Origin of the sequence: Longimicrobium terrae (assembly GCF_014202995.1) — a bacterium.
GTDB classification, from domain to species: domain Bacteria; phylum Gemmatimonadota; class Gemmatimonadetes; order Longimicrobiales; family Longimicrobiaceae; genus Longimicrobium; species Longimicrobium terrae.
The window spans coordinates 183956-204099 of the sequence record NZ_JACHIA010000001.1 but is presented as its reverse complement, the minus strand read 5'-3'; the positions used below and the strand labels follow the sequence as shown (position 1 = coordinate 204099).

Sequence of the window (20144 nt, the reverse complement as noted above, 5' to 3'; positions counted from 1 at the left end):
CGATGACCCAGGAACCCGCAGTCGAGCAGCGCATTGCCCGGGCGCGCGAAGCCCTGGCGCGCGGCCAGTACCTTGCCGCGCTGGGGGACCTGGAGGCCGTCGCCGCGCAGCGCCCCGGCTTTGCCGACGTGCAGAACCTGATGGGGCTGTGCCTGTCCATGGTGGGCCGTCCCGACGAGGCGCTGGAAGCGTTCGGCCGCGCGGTGCAGGTGAATCCGGGGTACGTGGAAGCGCACGTGAACCGGGCCATCACCCTGAACGACCTGGGCCGCACCGACGAAGCGGCGGCGTCGTTCCAGCGCGCCGCCGAGGCGGACGAGGCCAAGGGGGGCGGCGGGCGCTTCGGATCCGCGGCGGCGGCGCGGCTGGCCAACCTGCACCGCGAACTGGGCGACGCGTACGAACAGGCCGGGGCGGGGGACGAGGCGGTGCTGCAGTACCGGCAGGCGGTGCAGCTGCGCCCGCAGTTCCTGGACATCCGCACCCGGCTGGGGCGCACCCTGATCGAGCTGGGCCGCTCCGGCGAAGCGGTGGCCGAGCTGCAGGCGGTGCTGGACAGCAATCCGGGGTTCGTGCAGGCCCGCGCGCACCTGGGACTGGCCCGCTTCCGGGCCGGTGATCTGGCCGGGGCGGGAGAAGAATGGCGCCGGTGCCAGGCGCAGCAGCCCGACAACGCCCAGGTGTCCGCCTACCTGGGAATGCTGGAGCGGCAGGGCGGTTCCACCGGCCGTTCCTGATTTTTTTCCCAAGACTCTGAACCTTGCGGCCGGTCCGCGGGTACATGCAGGCCATGAACGAATCCTTCAATCTCCGCCGGGCGTTCACCGCCCTTGCGGCCGCCTCCGTACTGGGCGGCTGCTCCGTTCTGCGCACCCCGCCGCCGCCGACTCCCGACACGTCGTACGCGCAGGGAATGCAGGCGTACCAGAACCGCCGCTACGGCCGCGCCGCCGAACTGCTCAACCAGTTCGTCACCGCCACCGGCTCCGACGAGCGCCTGAAGCCGGCGCTCATGGCCATGGCCCGCAGCCACATGGAAACGGGCGACTACGTCACCGCGGGCGCCGAGTTCCTGCGCGTGGCCACCGAGTTCCCGTCCGATCCGGAGGCCGTGGAGGCCCGCTTCGGCCTGTGCGACGCCTATCACCGGCTGTCTCCCAAGCCGCAGCTGGACCAGGACTACACGGTGGCCGCCATCAGCTACTGCGAGTCGTTCGCCGGGCTGTACCCGGCCGAGGCGACGGCGCAGCAGGCCACCGGATGGGTGGGGCAGATGCGCGAGAAGCTGGCGACCAAGTCGTACCAGAACGGCTTCTTCTACTTCCGCCGCGGGCTGTACGACGCAGGCATCGTGTACTTCAACGAAGTGCTGGAGCAGCACCCGCGCAGCACGGTGGCGCCCGCCGCCCTGCTGCGGCTGGTGGAAAGCTACCACCGCATGGGGTACCGCGAAGAAGAAGCGGCGGCCCGGCAGCGGCTGCAGGCCGAGTACCCGCAGAGCGCCGAGGCCCGGACGGCCCCGCCCGCGGCGCCGGCCCCCGCCGCCGCGGCCGCGCCCGCCGGGACCTGAGGCGCGGTCCGTGCGGCTGGGCGTGTACGGGGGATCGTTCGATCCTCCGCACCTGGGCCACCTGGTGGCCGCCTCCGACGCCTGCGAGGCGCTGGGGCTGAGCCGGCTGCTCTGGATCCCCTCCGCCGTGCACCCGCTCAAGGGCGACCGGGTGCGCACCGCGCCCCAGCTGCGGCTGGAGATGGTTCGCGCCGCCATCGCGGGGGACGAGCGGTTCCAGGCGGACGACCTGGAGCTGCGGCGGGCCGGCCCCTCGTACACGGTCGATACGCTGCGCGAGCTGCGGGCCCGTCATCCCGATGCCGAGCTGTTTCTGCTGGCTGGCGCCGACCTGCTGCACGAGCTGCCGCGGTGGCGCGAGCCGGACGAAGTGATGCGGCTGGCCACGCTGGCCGTGGTTTCCCGCGAGGGCGACGCGCTCGCTCCCGAAAGCCCGCTTCCGGCCGTGGCCGTGCGGGTTGCCCGGGTGGACGTGTCGTCCACCGAAGTACGCCGCCGCGCCGCGGCGGGACAGACGCTGAGATACCTGGTCCCCGAGCCCGTCCGCGCGCTGATCGAGCGGCACGGGCTGTACGGGGGCCGTTCCCGTTGATTGCCGAGGAAGTCCGATGCTGAAGAGCCTGGTACGCGCCGTGTTCGGAACGCGCCACACGCGCGAGCTGAAGCGGCTGCAGCCCATCGTCGACGAGATCAACCGCGAGTTCGCGCGGCTCAAGGCCGTTCCCGAAGAGGAACTGCGCGCGCAGACCGAGCGGTTCCGCACCCTGATTCGCGAAGCCACCGCCGAGGTCGAGGCGGAGCTGCTGGAGCTGCGCGCCGAGCGCCGCGCCAGCGAGGACGCCGCCGAGCGCGAGGCGCTTTCGCAGCGCATCGGCGACGCCGAGGCGCGGCTCAAGGCCGAGCTGGAAGCGGTGCTGGACGAGATCCTTCCCGAAGCGTTCGCCACCGTCAAGGCGGCGGCGGCGCGGCTGGTGGGCACGCAGGCCACCGTCACCGGGCAGACGCTGACCTGGGACATGGTGCACTACGACGTGCAGCTCATCGGCGGCATTACGCTGCACCAGGGCAAGGTGGCGGAAATGGCCACGGGCGAGGGGAAGACCCTGGTCGCCACGCTGCCGCTGTACCTGAACGCGCTGGCCGGCCGCGGGGCGCACCTGGTGACCGTCAACTCGTACCTGGCGCAGCGCGACAGCGAGTGGATGGGCCATCTGTACGGCTACCTGGGGCTCACCACCGGGTGCATCGACCTGCACGAGCCCAACACGCCGGAGCGCCGCGCGGCCTACGCCGCCGACATCACCTACGGCACCAACAACGAGTTCGGCTTCGACTACCTGCGCGACAACATGGTGCACGGGTCGGAGCAGCGCGTGCAGCGCGGCCACCACTACGCCATCGTCGACGAGGTGGACTCCGTCCTGATTGACGAGGCGCGCACGCCGCTCATCATCAGCGGCCCGGTGGGCACGGGGACCAACGCGGCGTACGCCCGCTACAACCCCATGGTGTCCGACCTGGCGCGCCGGCAGACGCGGCTGGTGAACGACCTGATCGCGCAGGCGGAAAAGGACATCGAGGGCGGCGACAGCTACGCCGCGGGCGAAAAGCTCTTTCTGGCCCGGCGCGGCTCTCCGCGCAACAAGCGGCTGCTCAAGATGCTGGCCGACGACCCCGGGCTGGTGAAGGTGATGGGCAAGGTGGAACGCGACTACATGATGGACAAGCGCGTGCACCTGCTCGAAGAAAACATGCTGTACTCGATGGACGAAAAGGGCCACACCATCCACCTGACGGACCAGGGGCTGGACGTGCTGGCGCCGGACGACCATGAGGCGTTCATCGTTCCCGACATCTCCGAGGAGATTCACCGGGTGGACCTGGACGACTCGCTCACCGTGGATGAAAAGCGCGCCGCCCGCGACGAGCTGGAGCGCGAGTACGCGGAAAAGAGCGAGAAGATCCACATCATCCACCAGCTGCTCAAGGCGTACACGCTCTTCAACCGCGACGAGCAGTACGTGATCCAGGGCGGCGAGGTGATGATCGTGGACGAGTTCACCGGCCGCATGATGCCGGGCCGGCGCTGGAGCGACGGGCTGCACCAGGCGGTGGAGGCCAAGGAGGGCGTGCAGGTGCGCGCCGAAACGCAGACCCTGGCCACCATCACCATCCAGAACTACTTCCGCATGTTCGACAAGCTCGGCGGCATGACGGGCACCGCCGAGACGGAAGAGGGGGAGTTCCACCAGATCTACGGTCTGGACGTGATGGTGATTCCCACCAACCGCAACATCCAGCGCAGCGACCGCCACGACCTGGTCTACAAGACGCGGCGCGAAAAGCTGAACGCCATCGTCGAAGAGGTGCGGCGGCTGCACGCCATGGAGATTCCCGTCCTCGTCGGCACCGTCAGCGTGGACGTGAGCGAAACGCTGTCGCGCATGCTCAAGCGCGCCGGCGTGCCGCACGAGGTGCTGAACGCCAAGCAGCACCAGCGCGAGGCGGAAATCGTCTCCCTAGCCGGCCAGCCCGGCGCGGTGACCATCGCCACCAACATGGCCGGCCGCGGCACCGACATCAAACTGGGCGCGGGCGTCACCGAGCCGCGCACCATCCGCTGGCTCAAGGAGCGCGGGGCGGACCTGGCGGAGCTTTCCAAGGTGCCGGACCCGGCCGAGGTGGTGGACCTGACCACCAAGGGCGACGACTACGTGGTGGCGACGGGCGGGCTGCACATCATCGGCTCCGAGCGGCACGAGTCGCGGCGCATCGACCGGCAGCTGCGCGGCCGCGCCGGACGCCAGGGCGACCCGGGCGCGTCGCAGTTCTTTCTGTCGCTGGAAGACGACCTGATGCGCCTGTTCGGCAGCGACCGCATCGCCGCCATCATGGACCGGCTGGGCGCGGAAGAGGGCGAGGTCATCACCCACCCGTGGATCACCAACTCCATCGGCGGCGCGCAGCAGCGGGTGGAGCTGCAGCACTTTGAGTCCCGCAAGCGCCTGCTGGACTACGACGACGTGATGAACCAGCAGCGCGAGGTCATCTACGACCTGCGCACCTTTGCCCTGGAAGGCGGCGAAGAGCTGCGGGGCGAGGTGTGGGAGATGATCGAGCGCGCCCTCCCCGTGATCCTGGACGAGTACGCCCCCGCGGGCGCCAGCGCCGACGAGTGGGACCTGTACGGCCTGCGCCAGCGGCTGATGCTGGACTTCATGGTGGTGGCCGACCGCCTTCCCGCGGCGGAGGGGGCGGCCCCCGCCTTTTCCACCCGCGAGGAGCTGGACGACTACGTGGTGGAGCTGGCGCGCGACCACTACCACGACAAGCTGGAGCGCTTCGGCGACGCGGCGGACCCGGTGCTGCGCTACGTGGTGCTTTCCACGATCGACGAAAAGTGGAAGGACCACCTGTACGACCTGGACCACCTCAAGGCCTCGATCGGCTTCCGCGGCTGGGGACAGAAGGACCCCCTGCTGGAGTACAAGAAGGAAGCGTACGACATGTTCGAGGACCTGATGACGGACCTGTACGCCGCCGCGTCGCGCTTTGTCTTCCGCGCGCAGCTGGCGCCCATGGAGCCGCCCCCGGAGTTCGCCGGGTTCGACATGAACGAGCGCGCGGACCTGGCGTTCAGCGGGCCGGACTTTGACGCCGAGCCCATGGAGGCGTTCTACGGCGAGGAGCCCGAGCCCGAGCCGGAGCCCGCCCCCGCGCCGGAGCCGCCCCCGCCGCCGCGCCGCGCGCCGTCGCTGGGCATCAACCCCTACACGGCGGTTCCGGCCACGCCGCCGCAGCAGCTGCGCACCAACCGCGACGAGGGCGAGGCCGCCAAGGCCGCCGCGCCCACCGTGGGCCGCAACGATCCGTGCCCGTGCGGCAGCGGCAAGAAGTACAAGGCCTGCCACGGCCGCGGCGCCTGATCCCAGGCGGCGGGAAGGGAAGAACGGCGCCCCGGAGCATCTGTTCCGGGGCGCCGTTTTCGTCCGGGCCCGCGTGCGATGTGTGCGGCGGGTGGCGTGGAAAGATGCTGGATCTGGACGGCGGGTAGAGTTATCTTTCGGAAATGTTTCGGGTGTGCGGGGCGGGTGCCCCGCGGCCCGCGCACCGCCCCGCTGCCGGAGTGCCGCCCATGAGCCCGCGTCCCTGCCCGCCGCCCCGCTTCAGCCCGTACGCCATCAAGAAGTGGCCCAACCAGGAACGGCCCCGCGAGCGCATGCTGGAGCTGGGTCCCCGCGCGCTGTCCGCCCGCGAGCTGCTGGCGCTCATCATCGAGACGGGGTCTGCGGCGGGGGGCGGGCGGCCGGCGCGCTCGGCCATGGACCTGGCGGGGGCGCTGCTCACCGCCTTTGCCGCCCCCTCCGGCGACGAATCGCTGCGCCGCATTGTCGCGGCGCCGCTCTCCGCGCTGTGCGAGGTGGCCGGCATCGGCCCGGCCAAGGCGGCCAAGGTCAAGGCCGCGCTGGAGCTGGGGCGCCGCGTGTCGGAAGAAGCGCTCCCCGACCGTGAGCGGCTGCGCACCGCCCGCGACGTGTACGAGCGCATGCGGCTGGTGATGCGCGACCTGCACCAGGAGGAGCTGCACGTGCTGCTGCTGAACCCCGTCAACGACCTGCTGCGCGACGTGGTGGTGGCGCGCGGCACCGTGGACGGGGTGCAGATCCACCCCCGCGACGTGTTTCGCCCCGCGCTGGCCGAAAGCGCGGCCAAGGTGGTGCTGGTGCACAACCATCCCACCGGCGTGCCCACCCCGTCCCCCGAAGACCGCGAAATCACCCGGCGGGTGGTGGGCGCGGGGCGCACCATGGGCATCCCCCTGCAGGACCACATCATCGTGGGGGAGGCCAGCTACTTCTCGTTCACCGAAGAGGGGCTGCTGGCGCTGCTGTAGCACCGGGCGGGCAGGGGTGTTCTCCGCGCACGGAATGCTTAGATTCCGGACATGAGACGCTCTGCCCCGTGTACCCGTCCGCCGCGCCCCGCGCGCCCCCTGCCGGAGGCGAGCGGCTGATGGCGTCGCCGGCCCCCCTGCTCCCCGCCGCCGAACAGGCGCTGGAGCACGCCCGCGGCACCCTTCCGCCGGAGCTGTTTTCGGCGGTGGAGCCGTACGCCGACCGGCTGGACCTGGACCTGATCTCGCGCGCGTACGAGTTCAGTTCGGTCGCGCACGCCGGGCAGAAGCGCCACTCGGGCGAGGACTACATCGTCCACTGCATCGAGGTGGCGCGCATTCTGGCGGACCTGCACCTGGACTCGGCCACCATCGCGGGCGGGCTGATTCACGACGTGGTGGAGGACACCTCCGCCACGCTGGACGACGTGCGCGCCGCGTTCGGCCCCGAGGTGGCCACGGTGGTGGACGGGCTCACCAAGATCGCCAAGGTGCAGTTCCGCACCAGCACCGAGCAGCAGGTGGAGAACTTCCGCAAGCTGCTGCTGAGCATGGCGCAGGACGCCCGGGTGATCCTGATCAAGCTGGCGGACCGCCTGCACAACATGCGGACGCTGGACTACCTGCGGGAGGAGAAGCAGCACCGCATCGCGCTGGAAACGCGCGACATCTACGCCCCGCTTGCCCACCGCCTGGGGGTGGCCGCGCTCAAGTGGGAGCTGGAGGATCTGTGCTTCAAGTACCTGGAGCCGGAGCCCTACCGAGAGCTGGCCCGCAAGGTTTCGGAAAAGCGCCGCGAGCGCGAGGAGTGGATCGAGAACCTGCGCGCGCCGCTGAGCGCGGAGCTGCAGGAATCGGGAATCAACTGCGACGTCACCGGCCGCCCCAAGCACCTGTGGTCCATCTACCGCAAGATGGTTCACCGGGAAAAGAACTACGACGAGATCTACGACCTGATGGCGGTGCGGGTGATCGTGGACACGATCGCCGACTGCTACCACGCGCTGGGCGTGATTCACAATCGCTGGACGCCGCTGACGGAGCGGTTTCACGATTACATCGCGACGCCCAAGAGCAACATGTACCAGTCGCTGCACACCACCATCTTCGGGCCGGGTGGGCGGCTGTACGAAATCCAGATCCGCACGCGCGACATGCACCGCACCGCCGAGTACGGCATCGCGGCGCACTGGAAGTACAAGGATCGCGACGGCGGGCCGCGCGGCGACGACGTCGACGAAACGCTGACCTGGTTTCGCCAGGTGCTGGAGTGGCAGCAGGAAACGCGCGAGCCGGAGGAATTCATGGAATTCCTGCGGATCGACCTGTTCCAGGACGAGATCTTCGTCTTTACCCCCATGGGCGACGTCAAGCAGCTGCCCAAGGGGGCCACGCCCATCGACTTCGCCTTCGCGGTGCACACCGAGGTGGGGCTGCACTGCGCGGGCGCGCGGGTCAACGGCCGCATCACCCCCATTACCCGGGAGCTCAAGAACGGCGACCAGGTAGAGGTGATGACGGATGCCAAGCAGCGCCCGTCGCGCGACTGGCTGGCGTTCGTCAAGACGGCGCGGGCGCGCAACAAGATCCGCCAGTGGATCAAGGAAGAGGAGTTCGGCGACTCGGTTCGGCTGGGGCGCGAGTTCATTGAGCGGGAGATCCGCAAGGCGCGGCGCGACAAGGTGTCGGACGATCGCTTTTCCGTTGCCGCGCGCACGCTGGACCAGCCGGACGCCGACCACCTGTTCGCCGCGCTGGGCCGGGGCGACCTGGGCCCCAGCGCCGTCATGCGCGCGCTGTGGCCGGAAACGGCGGAGGAGCAGCAGAAGGCGCCCAGCGCGTTCGAGCGACTGGTGTCGCGCGTGCGGCGCGAGCCCAACGCGGCGGTGCGCATTCAGGGGATGAGCAACCTGATGGTGCGCTACTCCCAGTGCTGCCAGCCCGTGCCCGGCGACAAGGTGGTGGGGTACGTGACGCGCGGACGGGGCGTGAGCATTCACCGCATCGACTGCCCCAACATCCTGCAGCTGCAGGGGCATCCGGAGCGGCGGGTGGAAATCGACTGGGACGGCGACGGAACGGACCGCTTCCTGGTCCGCCTGGCCATGGAGGGAAGCGACCGGCGCGGGCTGTTCGCCGACATCGCGTCCGCCATCAGCGCGACCAACACCAACATCAAGAGCGCCGACATCAACGCCGACCAGCACGGAATGCGCGGCGACTTCGTGGTGGAGGTGGAGAACCTGGCGCACCTGAACCGCGTGCTGAACGCCATCAAGAAGGTAAAGGGCGTGGTGCGCGTGGAGCGGCGCGAGCAGCCGGAGCTGGAAGCGGCGGAGAACTGACCGCGCTCCGTCCATGGCGTGAACTGCGGTTTCTGTTCGGTGTACCACGGGGTGCCGCGCGCGGCCCGCGCCGACCCCCTGAGATGACGAGGATTGCCCATGCCGTTTGAACTGGTTTCTCCCTTTTCCCCCGCGGGCGACCAGCCCAAGGCCATCACCGAGCTGTCGGCGGGGCTGCGGCGCGGGGACAAGTACCAGACGCTGCTGGGCGCCACCGGCACGGGCAAGACGCTGTCGATCGCGCACGTGATCGCGGAGCACGGCAAGCCCGCGCTGGTGATGAGCCACAACAAGACGCTGGCCGCGCAGCTGTACGGAGAAATCAAGAACTTCTTTCCGAAGAACGCGGTCGAGTACTTCATCAGCTACTACGACTACTACCAGCCCGAGGCGTACGTCCCCAGCACGGACACGTACATCGAAAAGGACAGCTCCATCAACGAGGACATCGAGCGGCTGCGGCTGCGCGCCACCTCGTCGCTGATGGAGCGCGAAGACGTCATCATCGTCTCCTCCGTTTCGTGCATCTACGGCCTGGGCGACCCGCAGGAGTACCGGTCGCAGATGCTGGTGCTGTCCGTGGGGCAGGAGATCAGCCGCAAGCGGATCCTGGAGGGGCTGGTGGCCATCCAGTACAAGCGCAACGACGCCGCCTTTGAGCGCGGCAACTTCCGCGTGCGCGGCGACACGGTGGAGGTGTATCCCGCGTACGAGGAGCAGGGCGTGCGCATCGAGCTGTGGGGCGACGACATCGAGCGAATTTCGCGCTTCGATCCGCTCACCGGCGACACCATTCAGACCATGGACCGCGCCGCCATCTACCCGGCGACGCACTTCGTCACCGCGCGGCCCAAGCTGGAAAAGGCGGTGGACCGCATTCGCCGCGAGCTGGACGGGCGGCTCAAGGAAATGCTGGGGCAGGGCAAGCTGCTGGAGGCGCAGCGGCTGGAAAGCCGCACCAACTTCGACATCGAGATGATGCTGGAGATCGGCACCTGCTCCGGCATCGAGAACTATTCCCGCCACATCGCGGGGCGCAACGAGGGCGACCGGCCCGCCTGCCTGTTCGACTACTTTCCGGAAGACTTTCTGGTCGTGGTGGACGAAAGCCACGTGAGCGTGCCGCAGATCGGCGGGATGTTCAACGGCGACCGGGCGCGCAAGCTCACCCTGGTGGACCACGGCTTCCGCCTGCCCTCGGCGCTGGACAACCGCCCGCTTCGCTTTGAGGAGTGGGAGGAGCTGGTTCCCAAGGCGATCTTCGTGTCCGCCACGCCGGGCGAGTACGAGCTGGGGCGCAGCGGCGGGGTCGTGGTGGAGCAGATCATCCGCCCCACGGGGCTGGTGGACCCGGTGGTGATCATCCGCCCGGTGAAGGGGCAGGTGGACGACCTGCTGCACGAGATCCGCGATCGCGCCGGCAAGAACGAGCGGGTGCTGGTGACCACGCTCACCAAGCGGATGTCGGAAGACCTGACGGACTTTCTGCAGCAGGCCGGGGTGCGCGTGCGCTACCTGCACAGCGACATCCAGACGCTGGAGCGGGTGGAGATCCTGCGCGACCTGCGCCTGGGCAAGTTCGACGTGCTGATCGGCATCAACCTGCTGCGCGAAGGGCTGGACCTGCCGGAGGTGTCGCTGGTGGCGATCCTGGACGCGGACAAGGAAGGCTTCCTCCGCAGCAGCAGCTCGCTCATCCAGACGGTGGGGCGCGCGGCGCGCAACTCCGAGGGGACGGCGATTCTGTACGCGGACCGCATCACCGGCAGCATGAAGCGGATGATGGAGGAGACGGAGCGCCGCCGCGAGCTGCAGGTCAAGTACAACACGGACCACGGCATCATCCCCCAGACGATTCTGAAGTCGGTGGACGAGATCGAGTCCAGCACGCGGGTGGCGGACGCGCGCACGCCCAAGGTGGAGGCGGACAAGCGCACCGGCGCGGACCGCCTGCGCGAGGCGTCGGTGGACTTCGGCACGCGCACGCCGGAGGAGATGCTCAAGGAGATCGAGAACCAGATGCGCGACGCGGCCGCCCAGCTGGACTTTGAGCGCGCGGCGGTGCTGCGCGACCAGTACCTGGAACTCAAGGCGGAGATGGACGGCGCCAAGCCCGCGCAGCGCCGCTCCGTTTCGGGCGCGCGGTGACGGATTCCATGCGGGCGGTGCTGTCGGAGCAGGCTCTCCAGTCGTGGGGCGGGCGGATCGGCGCGGAGGCGCGCACCCCGCTCGTCCTCTGCCTGCGCGGGGATCTGGGGGCGGGAAAGAGCACGCTGGCCCGCGCCATCGCGCACGGAGCCGGGGTGGAGGGCGACGTGCCTTCGCCCACCTACAACCTGCTGTTCCGCTATGACCTTCCCGCCGGCGGGGTGCTCTGGCACCTGGACCTGTACCGGCTGGAAGACGAGGAAGAAGTGTGGGAACTGGGATGGGCGGAGCTGGGCGGAGCGGGGGACCTGGTGCTGATCGAGTGGCCGGAGCGCGCGGAGCGGCTTCTGCCTCCCATCCGCTGGGAGATCGAGTTGACGGAGGAGGCCGATCCCGCCGTCCGCGCCGTCGCCGCGCGCGCCGTGGGTGACCCGCCGCCGCTGCCGCCGATGGAGGACCGATGAGCGCGACGGACGGGCCGCTGCTGGCGCTGGACAGTTCCACGCGCGCGGCGTACGTGGCGCTGTGGATGGACGGCCGGATCGTGGCGGAGCAGACGGTGGCCGCGGCGTCCAACGCCTCTTCCGCGCTGCTGCCGGCGGTGGATGCCGTCCTGCGCGCCGCGGGGATCGCGCCGGTGCAGATCGGCGCCATCGCCGTGGGCGGCGGGCCGGGGTCGTTCACCGGGCTGCGGATCGCGGCGGCGACGGCAAAGGGGATGGTGCACGCCCTCGGCGTGCCGCTCTTCGCCTGGTCCGGGCTGATGGCGGCCGCGGCGGCGCAGGGAGTGCCCGGCCAGACAGTCTGCGCGCTGTTCGACGCGCGCAACCGCGAGGTGTTCGCGGGTGCCTGGCGCTTCGGCGAGGACGGCGCGGTGGACGAGGTGCTGCCGGTGGACGCGCTGCGGGTGGATGAACTGCGTACGCGGCTGGGCGACGGTCCCGTCCGCTTCTGCGGCGAGGGCTCCGTGCTGTACGCGGACGACCTGCGCGCGGCGTTCGGCCCGGACGCGGTGCTGGGGGACGACGCGTCGCTGGCCGCGGGGCTGCTCTGGCTCGCGCGGCACGCGCCCGAGAGCGGCCGCATCGCGGACGCGGCGGCGTGGGAGCCGGAGTACGTGCGCGCGGCGGGCGCCGAGCGCATGGCGGCCGCAAAGACGGGCTGATGTCCACGCCGCTCGCCGAACTCCCCGGGGCCGCCACGGCGCCGTACGGAATCCGCCCCATTCGCGAAGCCGACCTGCCGCGGGTTCTGGAGATCGAAAACCAGTCGTTTTCCACGCCGTGGAAGGAAAGCACCTTTCGCGGTCTGATCAAGCGCACGGACACCGACGTGCTGGTGGCGGAGGACGAGCGCGGGGTGCTGGGCTACGCGGCGGCGTGGACGGTCATCGACCAGGCGGAACTGGGCAACGTGGCGGTGGACCCCATCGCCCGGGGAACGGGGGTGGGCGGCGCGCTGGTGGACGCGGTGGTGGAGCACGTGCGGGCGCGTGGCGGACGGGAAATCTTTCTGGAAGTACGTGAAACCAACCACTCCGCGCAATCCATTTACCGCCACCGTGGTTTCGCCGTTGTGGGAAGAAGACGTTCGTATTACTCGCTTCCCAAGGAAGACGCGCTTGTTATGCGTCTCCAGATCCAATCATTTCCTTGACACCGTCACGGGCGCGGCCTATCATAGGCGCCTGTTGTCCACTGCGTTACCTTTCAAAGTCTGAGGAGGAGCTGTGGCTCGCAGCCTGAACAAGGCCATGATCATCGGCAACGTGGGGCAGGACCCCGAAATCCGGTCCATCCCCAGCGGTGCCCGAGTGGCGCAGTTTTCGGTCGCCACCACGCGCAAGTGGAACGGCCGGGACGGCCAAGCGCAGGAAAAGACCGAGTGGCACCGCATCGTGGCGTGGGAAAAGCTTGTCGACATCATCGAGCGGTACGTCAAGAAGGGCGACCGCATCTATGTCGAGGGTGAAATCGAGTATCGGCAGTACGAGGACAAGGACGGCGTCACCAAGTTCACGACGGAGATCCGCGCCCGCGAAGTGCTTCTGCTCGGCGGCGGCCGTGGCGGTGACGAGGACGGCGGCGGCTACTCCGGCGGGGGTGGTGGCGGCGGCCGGGGCGGCTACGGCGGTGGTGGAGGTGGCGGCGGCTACGGGGGCGGCGGCGGGGGCGGCGGCGGGGGTGGTGGTGGTGCGCCCCGCGGCGGCGGTGGCGGCGGCGCTGCTCCGCGCTCCGGGGGCGGCGCGCCGGCCGGCGGCGGTCGCGGCGGCGCGGGCGGTGGTGGAAGCAACTACGACGACTTCCAGTCTCCGCCCTTCGAGGACGACGACGATCTGCCGTTCTAGCGTGCGTGCCTCGCCCCGCGTTCATCTGTTCGCGAGCGCGACCCGCAGACCTGGCGGGGCTCTACGATGAAAGCGGGCAGGGGTGCTTCGGCTCCCCTGCCCGCTTTTCCTGATGTTGATCGGCTGAACGCGTGGTTTCGCCCGCCCGCGCGCGGGCAGCACCTGTAAAGCGACGTTCCGGATATCGAGATCCGGATTTCCGCGAATCTCTACTCGGCATGTCCAACCTATGGATTCTTCCACACCCGCCGTCCGCGCCCCGGTCGGCCCGCTCGAGGCTGAGGCCGCGGCGTTTGCAGCCGCTGCGTGCGCCGGCCAGATGCGGTCCGGCCGCCGCTCCATCCCTGTGACTGCGCACTTCGAGGAAGTCGCCGCGCTGATGGCGCTCGCCGGTGCCTCCGACAGCGAGCGCGCGGCCGGGCGGCTGCACGACGTGGTGGAGGATTCCAGCGTGACCCTCGCCGAGATCCGGGAGCGTTTCGGTCCGGAAGTGGCGGCCATCGTCGACGGCATGACGGACCCGCCCGAATTCGCGGGGATGCCGCTGCTGGAGCGCAAAACCCTGCAGGCGGAGCGCATCCGCAGCAAGCCGGACGCAGTCAAGCGGGGCAAGATCGCCGACCAGACCTCGAACCTGCGCTCGCTCGCGGTCGACCCTCCAACCGGCTGGCCACCGGAGAAGTGCCGCGCCTACGCGGAAGGCGCGCTCCGCATCGTGTCCGCCTGCCGCGGCGCCAGCCCCGTGCTCGAAGCGCTGTTCGACGAGGCACACGCCGAGGTGGCGCGCGTTCACGGACCGTTCCGGCCCGCTGACAACGTTCAGTAGCCGACGCCCGCGCGTCGTCGGAGCATCCGGTCCCGCGCCGGAAGCTCTGACCGCCATCCACCTGACCGCCATCCACCTGATCGCGATCCACCGCTGACCCGTATCACAGAGCAGAAGCCCGCGCCTGGAGCGATCCAGGCGCGGGCTTGTCGTCATCCACAGCGGGCCGGCAGGGAGCGGCGCCGGGACCGATCGCGTGATCCAGCCGCGTCAGCTGTCGCGGTGGCGGCGGGGCGATGAATACGCCGATCAAGCCGATCCCCATCCACAGCGCCGTGGCGGAGAGCCAGCCTCCCGGCGTGGCCGCGTACGGCACGGCGCGCACCTGCCCTGGTACGGAGCCTTCCACGAACGCCTGCCCGCCGCCGGTCAGCAGCGTCTCGAGCCCGAACGGACCGGGCACCAGCAGGTGCAGCGCCCGCTCGCTCCAGTCCGCGCCCAGGGCCGCGACGAGCAGCGAAGCCAGCGCGATGCCCCCGTACCAGCGCCAGGGATAGTTGCTGGCGAGCGGGATGATGCTCCCCAGGAGGTACAGCGTCGTGGTGGCGGCAAAGGGGACGAGCCATCGCCACGCCGGAACGGGCGCGTGAATGGCGTACTCCGCCGCGGTCTGCTGGGCGGTGCCGGAAGGCGACAGAGGCACATCTCCCAGGCTGAAGCTGCCGCCGGTGGCCCACGACGCGGCCGCGATCCAGAGCAGGAACACCGCGACGGCGGCCATCAGCCACGCCCATCCGCCCAGCACGCGCAGCAGGGTGTGGCGCGTGCGGTCCACCGGCATGGCCCAGAAGTACCCGCGCCGCGACGGCTGCTCGCCCCGCCACACCTCCGCCGGGGTGAAGAGCGCGATCATTGCTAGGGGAATCATCAGCTCCGCGAACTGCACGGTCTCCGGCCGGCTGGGCGAGCTGATGCGGCTCACCACCCACATCAGGGTGAGCGCCGCCAGCGCCGCCGCGCCCAGGATGGTCTGCCAGCGCAGGGCGCCCAGCACGGTGAGCAGCTGCTCGCGCGCCACGCCGGTCCACCGCGGCCGGGGGTGCGGCGCCGAGGCGGTCGTTTCCGGAGCGGTGGGCGGACGGTCAACGAGGGTGGCGGTCATGGCTGGTCCTTGCGGCTGAGAAGGGTGATGGCGGCTTCCTGCAGGGTGAGCGGGGCGGCGTCGCGCACCACGGCGCCCGCGCGTGCCAGCCGCTGCGCGACGTCGCGCTCCCCGCCCCAGATGGTCCACTGGATCTCGCGCCCGAGTGCACCGCGGCGCAGCACGGCCCCGTTCAGCTCCGGCGCGCCCGCCCAGCCCTCCGGCACTTCGGCGCGGTAGCGGCGCAGGTCGCGGTGCAGCACGTCGCGCGGGGCCTGAAGCACCAGCCGGCCGTCGCGCATCACCCCCACGTGGTCGGCCAGGCGCTCCACGTCGTGCACCTGGTGGGTGGAAACGAGGACGGTGGTCGGTGTGTCCGCCACGTGCTCGGCCAGCAGCCCCAGCGCTTCATCCAGCATCACGGGATCCAGCCCGTCCGTGGGCTCGTCCAGAACCAGCACGGGCGGCCGGTGGGCCAGCGCCATGATCAGGTGCACGCGCCGGCTCTGGCCCTTGGAGAGCGTGCCCATCCTCCGCTCCGGCTCGATCCCGAAGATCCGCCCCAGCCGCGCGGCGTACTCGCGGTCCCAGGCGGGAAAGTAGGCGGCGTGGTGCTCCAGCAGCCGGCCCACGCGCATCCAGCCGTATCCCCAGTCCAGGCGCTCGGGGACGTAGCCGGTCTGCGCGCGCGCCTCCGGGCCGCGGGTGCGCGGGTCCACGCCGCACACCTCCGCCGTGCCGCTGTCCGCGCGCACCAGGTCCAGCAGCACCTTCAGGGTGGTGCTCTTTCCCGCGCCGTTGGGGCCAATGAGCACGTACACGGCGCCCTCGGGCACCTGCAGGCTCACGTCGTCCAGCGCGGTCTGGCGCCCGAACCGCTTGGTCAGGTTCTGCGTACGGACGGCCAGCGGCACGCCGTCCAGGCGGGTGGGAAGGGGAGTGCTCATGACTGGCCTGCCAGGGTGGGAAGTTCGCGCGATGCCGCTGCTTCGCGGATGGCCTCGATCAGTTCTTGGGCGCTGACGCCGCTGCGGTGCGCCTCTACCAGCGCCCTTTCCGCCACGCCGCGCACCATGTCGCGGCGTTCGGCCTCTCCCGCGCCGGTCTGGGCCACAAAGGTGCCCTGGCCCCGGCGCACGTAGACGGTGCCCGCCCGCTCCAGTTCGCGGTAGGCCTGCGCGACGGTGTTCGGGTTCACGCGGAGATCGGAGGAAAGGTGGCGGACGGAGGGAAGCGGATCTTCGGGCCGCAGCGATCCCAGAACGATGGCGCGCCGCACTTCGTCCATGATCTGAACGTAGATCGGCCGGGGATCGGCCGTGTTGATGGAGATCTGCACGCGGGTTCCTTGTGATCCAGTGTACTGGTTAACTAATACACTAGTGAGGTGCACCGGTTTCGTCAAGGATGCTGTCGATGGTGATCAGCATTGGTCCACGCCAAACCTGGATCGATGCCGCTTTTCGAGGCCATTGGGTGATGGATCATGGAAAGCCGCGCAGACGACCGGGGTGGCTTTGTCTTTTCACTCGATCGCGATCACCTTCGCTCCCCGCCGGGAGCGCGGATTGCGAGCGGGACGTCGTACGATTCGGTGGATGACGGGAACGGGATGGGGCTGCGGATGAATGATCGCGGGTTCGACGACGATTTCGGCGGGGTGACGGGCGGCGATGCGCTGGATGCGGCACGCTGGAGGCTGGACACGCACCCGCTGGGCAGTGGCTCGGTGCGGGCGGACAACGTGCGGACCGGCGACGGCGGGGTGTCGCTCGTCCTCGCACCGGGCGCGCGTGACGGCGGGGAACTTCGGTCGGCGGAGCGCTTCGGGTATGGCACTTACAGCGCACGGATGCGGACACCGCTGGCACCCGGCTCCATCTCCGCCCTCTTTCTCTACCAGGGCGGCAGCGACGAGTCGGACGAGCTGGACATCGAGATCCCCAACGACGGCGGCCGGACGGTGATGTTCACCACTTGGGTGGCCGGCGTCCAGACGCACACCGCCACGCTGCCGCTTGCCTTCGATCCCGCCGCGGACCATCACGAGTACCGCATCGAGTGGCGCCCCGGCGAGGTGCGCTTCGCCGTAGATGGCGAGGAGATGCAGCGGTGGACGGACGGCGTTCCGCATCAGCCGATGTACGTGATGGCGAACGCGTGGTGGCCCCGGTGGATGACGCGCCCCGTGCTCCACGAGCCGCGGGCGCTCGTGATCCGCCGCATCCGCGCGGAGTCCTGAGCCGCGCGTCAGGCGTCCGGGGGAGAAGTCGCGTCCGTGTCCGCTTCGGGAGCGGACGGCACCCGGCGGATGGCGCCGCGCAGGCGGCTGCTCGCGTTCCGCCAGTTGTGGCGGAGGGCGGCCTCCACGCGGACGGCATCCCCCTCTCGCACGGCGGCGACGATGTCCTCGTGTTCGTTCGTGGCCACGCCCAGCGCGCCCTCCAGCAGCGCGCCGTACACGTACTCGTATCGCCCCACCTGCGGGCGAACCATCCCCAGCAGCCACGCCAGCCGCGGCCCTGCGAGTGAATCTGTCAGCGTGGCGTGAAACGCCTTGTGTGTTTCGTACGCGCCGTCCAGGTCCAGCGGCACCTGCGCCACCGTCGATCCAAAGAGGTCGTTGGCGTCTCCCAGCGAGGCGGCCAGGGTGGCCCGGCTCGTCTCATCCAGTTCGCTGATCTTGCGCACGGCGGCGGCTTCCAGGTCGGCGATCAACCCGAACAGCTCTTCCACGTCCTCGTCGCGCAGCGGGGCGACGGCAAGCTGCCGGCGCCCGCCCTCCGAGGCGACCAGATAGCCTTCCGTGAGCAGAAGCTGAAGCGCTTCGCGCACCGGCGTGCGCCCCACGCCCATCCGCGCCGCAACCTCCTGCTCCACCACGCGCGCGCCCGGCGCCAGCCCGCCGCGCACGATCAGGTCGCGCAGGCCATCGTATACGTGCGCGGACCGGCCGCCGCGCTCAATGGAATCAGTCATCGCTTCCACATCGGAGAGAAGAACGAAGTTCACAGTGAACTCAGCCACTAAGCCCAATCGCGTTCAGCGCGGACTTCTTCAAAAGGTCCATCACCAAGCCGACCGTTGCGGGAAGTGCCTTGGTCTTGAGTTCCTTCACGGCGCGCGACCAATTGGTATCGTTGCGCGCGAGTTCTAGAAAGTCGTGCCCCTTACTGGTGATTCGGAATAGGAACACACCATAGAGGCCGCTGTTGGTTTCGAGTGGTTTCCCTGTGACCAACTCTGACTCGATGATCAAGCGGAGGTGAGCGTCTAGCACCTCTTGGGATACCCCGTCGGGGGGTACCGCTGTAAAATCCCGTAGCTCAGTTCCCGGATGAGCTTCCATCTGGACCATCAGGTTTCTGATGAGATCAAGATCTCTGCGCATTGATCTTTAGGCTTAGGTGAGGTCTGCCGTCAGCGGAACGCTACCTGTTCAGATCGCAAACTGCTGACTGCGCAAGCTCTTCGACAACCGGAGTGGGCGTCTGCCTTCCCGATTGCAAGAACGGGTTCAGGAGAAATCTATGCGGTTGCGAGAGATCCAGGTCGCGGGATGGGAGCGCGTGGTGGAGGCGCGCGATGGCGCGTACCACGCGCTGATCGCGCTGCACAGCACCGTCCTGGGCCCCGCGGTCGGCGGCACGCGCCTGTGGCGGTACGCCTCCACCGGTGACGCGCTGCACGACGTGTTGCGCCTGTCGCGCGGGATGACGTACAAGAGCGCGCTGGCGGGATTGGACGCCGGTGGCGGCAAATCGGTGATCCTTGCGCCCGAGCGGATCGAGGACCGCGCCGCGCTCTTCCGCGCGCACGGCCGGGCGGTGCAGGCGCTGGGCGGCGCGTACGTGACGGCGGACGACGTGGGCACGCGCGCGGGCGACATGGATTTCATTGGAGAGGAGACGGCGCACGTCGTCGGCCTCTCCGCGCGCTCCGGCGATCCGTCCCCGCGTACGGCGCGTGGCGTGTTCCGCGCGATCGAAGCCGCGGTCCAACACCGTTCCGGCGCGGAAGGCGTGCGCGGGCTGCGGGTGGCGGTGCAGGGGTGCGGCGGCGTGGGGCGCAGCCTCGTTTCCGAGCTGCGGCGGGCGGGCGCTGAGGTCGCAGTCGCGGATGTGGACGCGGCGCGGGCCGATGCCGTCGCGGCGGAACTGGGCGCGGAAGTGGTGACTCCCGATGTGATCCACGCCATCGATGCGGACGTGTTCGCCCCGTGCGCGCTGGGCGGCGTGCTGAACGAGGCGAGCATCCCCGAACTGCGCGCCGGCATCGTGGCGGGCGGCGCCAACAATCAGCTTCGCGAGCCGGAAGACGGGGCGCGGCTGGCGGAAAGGGGAATCCTGTACGTCCCCGACTACGTGGCCAACGCGGGCGGAGTCATCACCGGCGTGCACGAACTGCGTGGCCGCCCGGCGCGGGAGGCGGCCGCGCGCGTGGAGGCGATCTTTGACACAGCCACCCGCGTGCTGCGCCGCGCCGCGCAGGCCGGGATCCCGCCGCACCAGGCGGCCGGCCAGCTCGCGGAAGAGCGCATCGCGTCCGCCGCTGGGCCGCTCCCCTGACCGCCGTCGCGCCTCAGCCCGACCTCCCCTTCCATGTCCCCTCCCGGCACGGGCGCGGCGAACCTCCGCCCTGCTCTGGTTGTGCAAAGCATTGACAGCCAATCCGTTGAAGCCATTCGCCGGGGCTCGGTTGGGACCCGGCCCGCGGCATGTTCCGCGTAGTACAATCCGGGACGAAAGCGTGACATGGAGCAGCGTCGCCGAATTCAAAGCCACTGTTTCACTCTGTTCATTCTTCTTGCCAAAGCGCCCGGATTTTTCTCCCAAAGCTACTCACCTGCTGTACTTAGCCTCTCTGTCCATCTCCGGGCATGATGATTGCTAAAAGATCTACATACGATTGCCGAAAATGCCCGCCATGTGGC

Annotated in this window: 19 protein-coding genes; 14 read left to right on the top strand and 5 right to left on the bottom strand. The window is 69.6% G+C overall.

Going from position 1 to position 20144, the window contains the following annotated elements; all coding sequences use genetic code 11:
* Positions 1-2: 2 nt before the first annotated feature.
* From HNQ61_RS00870 to HNQ61_RS28210, 12 genes are all read left to right on the top strand, one after another.
* On the top strand, positions 3-737 hold the full coding sequence (locus HNQ61_RS00870; RefSeq protein ID WP_170030757.1) for a tetratricopeptide repeat protein: 735 nt from the start codon (positions 3-5) through the stop codon (positions 735-737).
* A gap of 53 nt (positions 738-790) precedes the next feature.
* Positions 791-1570 (top strand): outer membrane protein assembly factor BamD, encoded by a 780-nt coding sequence (locus HNQ61_RS00865; protein ID WP_170030755.1) that lies wholly within the window; start codon positions 791-793, stop codon positions 1568-1570.
* A gap of 10 nt (positions 1571-1580) precedes the next feature.
* Positions 1581-2162, top strand: coding sequence for a nicotinate-nucleotide adenylyltransferase (gene nadD / locus HNQ61_RS00860; protein ID WP_170030753.1), 582 nt, complete (start codon positions 1581-1583; stop codon positions 2160-2162).
* Between the two features lie 16 nt (positions 2163-2178).
* Positions 2179-5496 carry a preprotein translocase subunit SecA gene (secA, locus tag HNQ61_RS28215; RefSeq protein ID WP_183685495.1) on the top strand — a complete coding sequence of 1106 codons (3318 nt, stop codon included), beginning with the start codon at positions 2179-2181 and terminating at the stop codon, positions 5494-5496.
* A 209-nt stretch (positions 5497-5705) separates the two neighbouring features.
* On the top strand, positions 5706-6464 hold the full coding sequence (radC, locus tag HNQ61_RS00840) for a RadC family protein (protein WP_170030751.1): 759 nt from the start codon (positions 5706-5708) through the stop codon (positions 6462-6464).
* A 119-nt stretch (positions 6465-6583) separates the two neighbouring features.
* A complete protein-coding gene (locus HNQ61_RS00835) occupies positions 6584-8809 on the top strand; it encodes a RelA/SpoT family protein (protein WP_183685468.1) in 2226 nt (741 codons plus the stop codon).
* A gap of 99 nt (positions 8810-8908) precedes the next feature.
* On the top strand, positions 8909-10957 hold the full coding sequence (gene uvrB / locus HNQ61_RS00830) for an excinuclease ABC subunit UvrB (RefSeq protein ID WP_276510066.1): 2049 nt from the start codon (positions 8909-8911) through the stop codon (positions 10955-10957).
* On the top strand, positions 10954-11421 hold the full coding sequence (gene tsaE, locus HNQ61_RS00825) for a tRNA (adenosine(37)-N6)-threonylcarbamoyltransferase complex ATPase subunit type 1 TsaE (RefSeq protein ID WP_170030745.1): 468 nt from the start codon (positions 10954-10956) through the stop codon (positions 11419-11421). The genes uvrB and tsaE overlap by 4 nt, the downstream gene beginning before the upstream one ends.
* The gene (gene tsaB, locus HNQ61_RS00820) at positions 11418-12122 is read left to right on the top strand and encodes a tRNA (adenosine(37)-N6)-threonylcarbamoyltransferase complex dimerization subunit type 1 TsaB (protein WP_170030743.1); all 705 of its coding nucleotides are present in this window, start codon (positions 11418-11420) and stop codon (positions 12120-12122) included. The genes tsaE and tsaB overlap by 4 nt, the downstream gene beginning before the upstream one ends.
* Positions 12122-12613 carry a ribosomal protein S18-alanine N-acetyltransferase gene (gene rimI / locus HNQ61_RS00815; RefSeq protein ID WP_170030741.1) on the top strand — a complete coding sequence of 164 codons (492 nt, stop codon included), beginning with the start codon at positions 12122-12124 and terminating at the stop codon, positions 12611-12613. The genes tsaB and rimI overlap by 1 nt, the downstream gene beginning before the upstream one ends.
* Positions 12614-12686: 73 nt before the next feature.
* Positions 12687-13304 (top strand): single-stranded DNA-binding protein, encoded by a 618-nt coding sequence (locus HNQ61_RS00810; RefSeq protein ID WP_170030739.1) that lies wholly within the window; start codon positions 12687-12689, stop codon positions 13302-13304.
* A gap of 229 nt (positions 13305-13533) precedes the next feature.
* A complete protein-coding gene (locus HNQ61_RS28210; RefSeq protein ID WP_205761090.1) occupies positions 13534-14130 on the top strand; it encodes an HD domain-containing protein in 597 nt (198 codons plus the stop codon).
* A 103-nt stretch (positions 14131-14233) separates the two neighbouring features.
* Here the strand turns inward: HNQ61_RS28210 and HNQ61_RS00800 are convergent, their stop codons facing one another.
* The 3 genes from HNQ61_RS00800 to HNQ61_RS00790 are packed head-to-tail and all read right to left on the bottom strand — an operon-like array spanning position 14234 to position 16550.
* Positions 14234-15232, bottom strand: coding sequence for a hypothetical protein (locus HNQ61_RS00800; RefSeq protein WP_170030737.1), 999 nt, complete (start codon positions 15230-15232; stop codon positions 14234-14236).
* The gene (locus HNQ61_RS00795) at positions 15229-16158 is read right to left on the bottom strand and encodes an ABC transporter ATP-binding protein (RefSeq protein ID WP_170030735.1); all 930 of its coding nucleotides are present in this window, start codon (positions 16156-16158) and stop codon (positions 15229-15231) included. Before HNQ61_RS00795 ends, HNQ61_RS00800 begins: the two co-directional genes overlap by 4 nt.
* Positions 16155-16550 (bottom strand): GntR family transcriptional regulator, encoded by a 396-nt coding sequence (locus HNQ61_RS00790; protein WP_170030733.1) that lies wholly within the window; start codon positions 16548-16550, stop codon positions 16155-16157. The genes HNQ61_RS00795 and HNQ61_RS00790 overlap by 4 nt, the downstream gene beginning before the upstream one ends.
* A gap of 285 nt (positions 16551-16835) precedes the next feature.
* On the opposite strand from HNQ61_RS00790, the gene HNQ61_RS00785 reads away from it, so the two are divergent.
* The gene (locus tag HNQ61_RS00785; protein WP_170030731.1) at positions 16836-17453 is read left to right on the top strand and encodes a glycoside hydrolase family 16 protein; all 618 of its coding nucleotides are present in this window, start codon (positions 16836-16838) and stop codon (positions 17451-17453) included.
* Between the two features lie 8 nt (positions 17454-17461).
* Here HNQ61_RS00785 and HNQ61_RS00780 read toward each other — a convergent pair whose 3' ends face one another.
* Together HNQ61_RS00780 and HNQ61_RS00775 are read right to left on the bottom strand one after the other, a co-directional pair.
* Entirely contained in the window at positions 17462-18190 is a 729-nt protein-coding gene (locus HNQ61_RS00780) for a GntR family transcriptional regulator (protein WP_170030729.1), read from the bottom strand.
* 40 nt (positions 18191-18230) lie between these two features.
* Complete coding sequence (locus HNQ61_RS00775; RefSeq protein WP_170030727.1) at positions 18231-18602, bottom strand: DUF2513 domain-containing protein; 372 nt, start codon at positions 18600-18602, stop codon at positions 18231-18233.
* A gap of 139 nt (positions 18603-18741) precedes the next feature.
* On the opposite strand from HNQ61_RS00775, the gene HNQ61_RS00770 reads away from it, so the two are divergent.
* Entirely contained in the window at positions 18742-19779 is a 1038-nt protein-coding gene (locus HNQ61_RS00770) for a Leu/Phe/Val dehydrogenase (protein WP_170030725.1), read from the top strand.
* Positions 19780-20144: the final 365 nt, after the last annotated feature.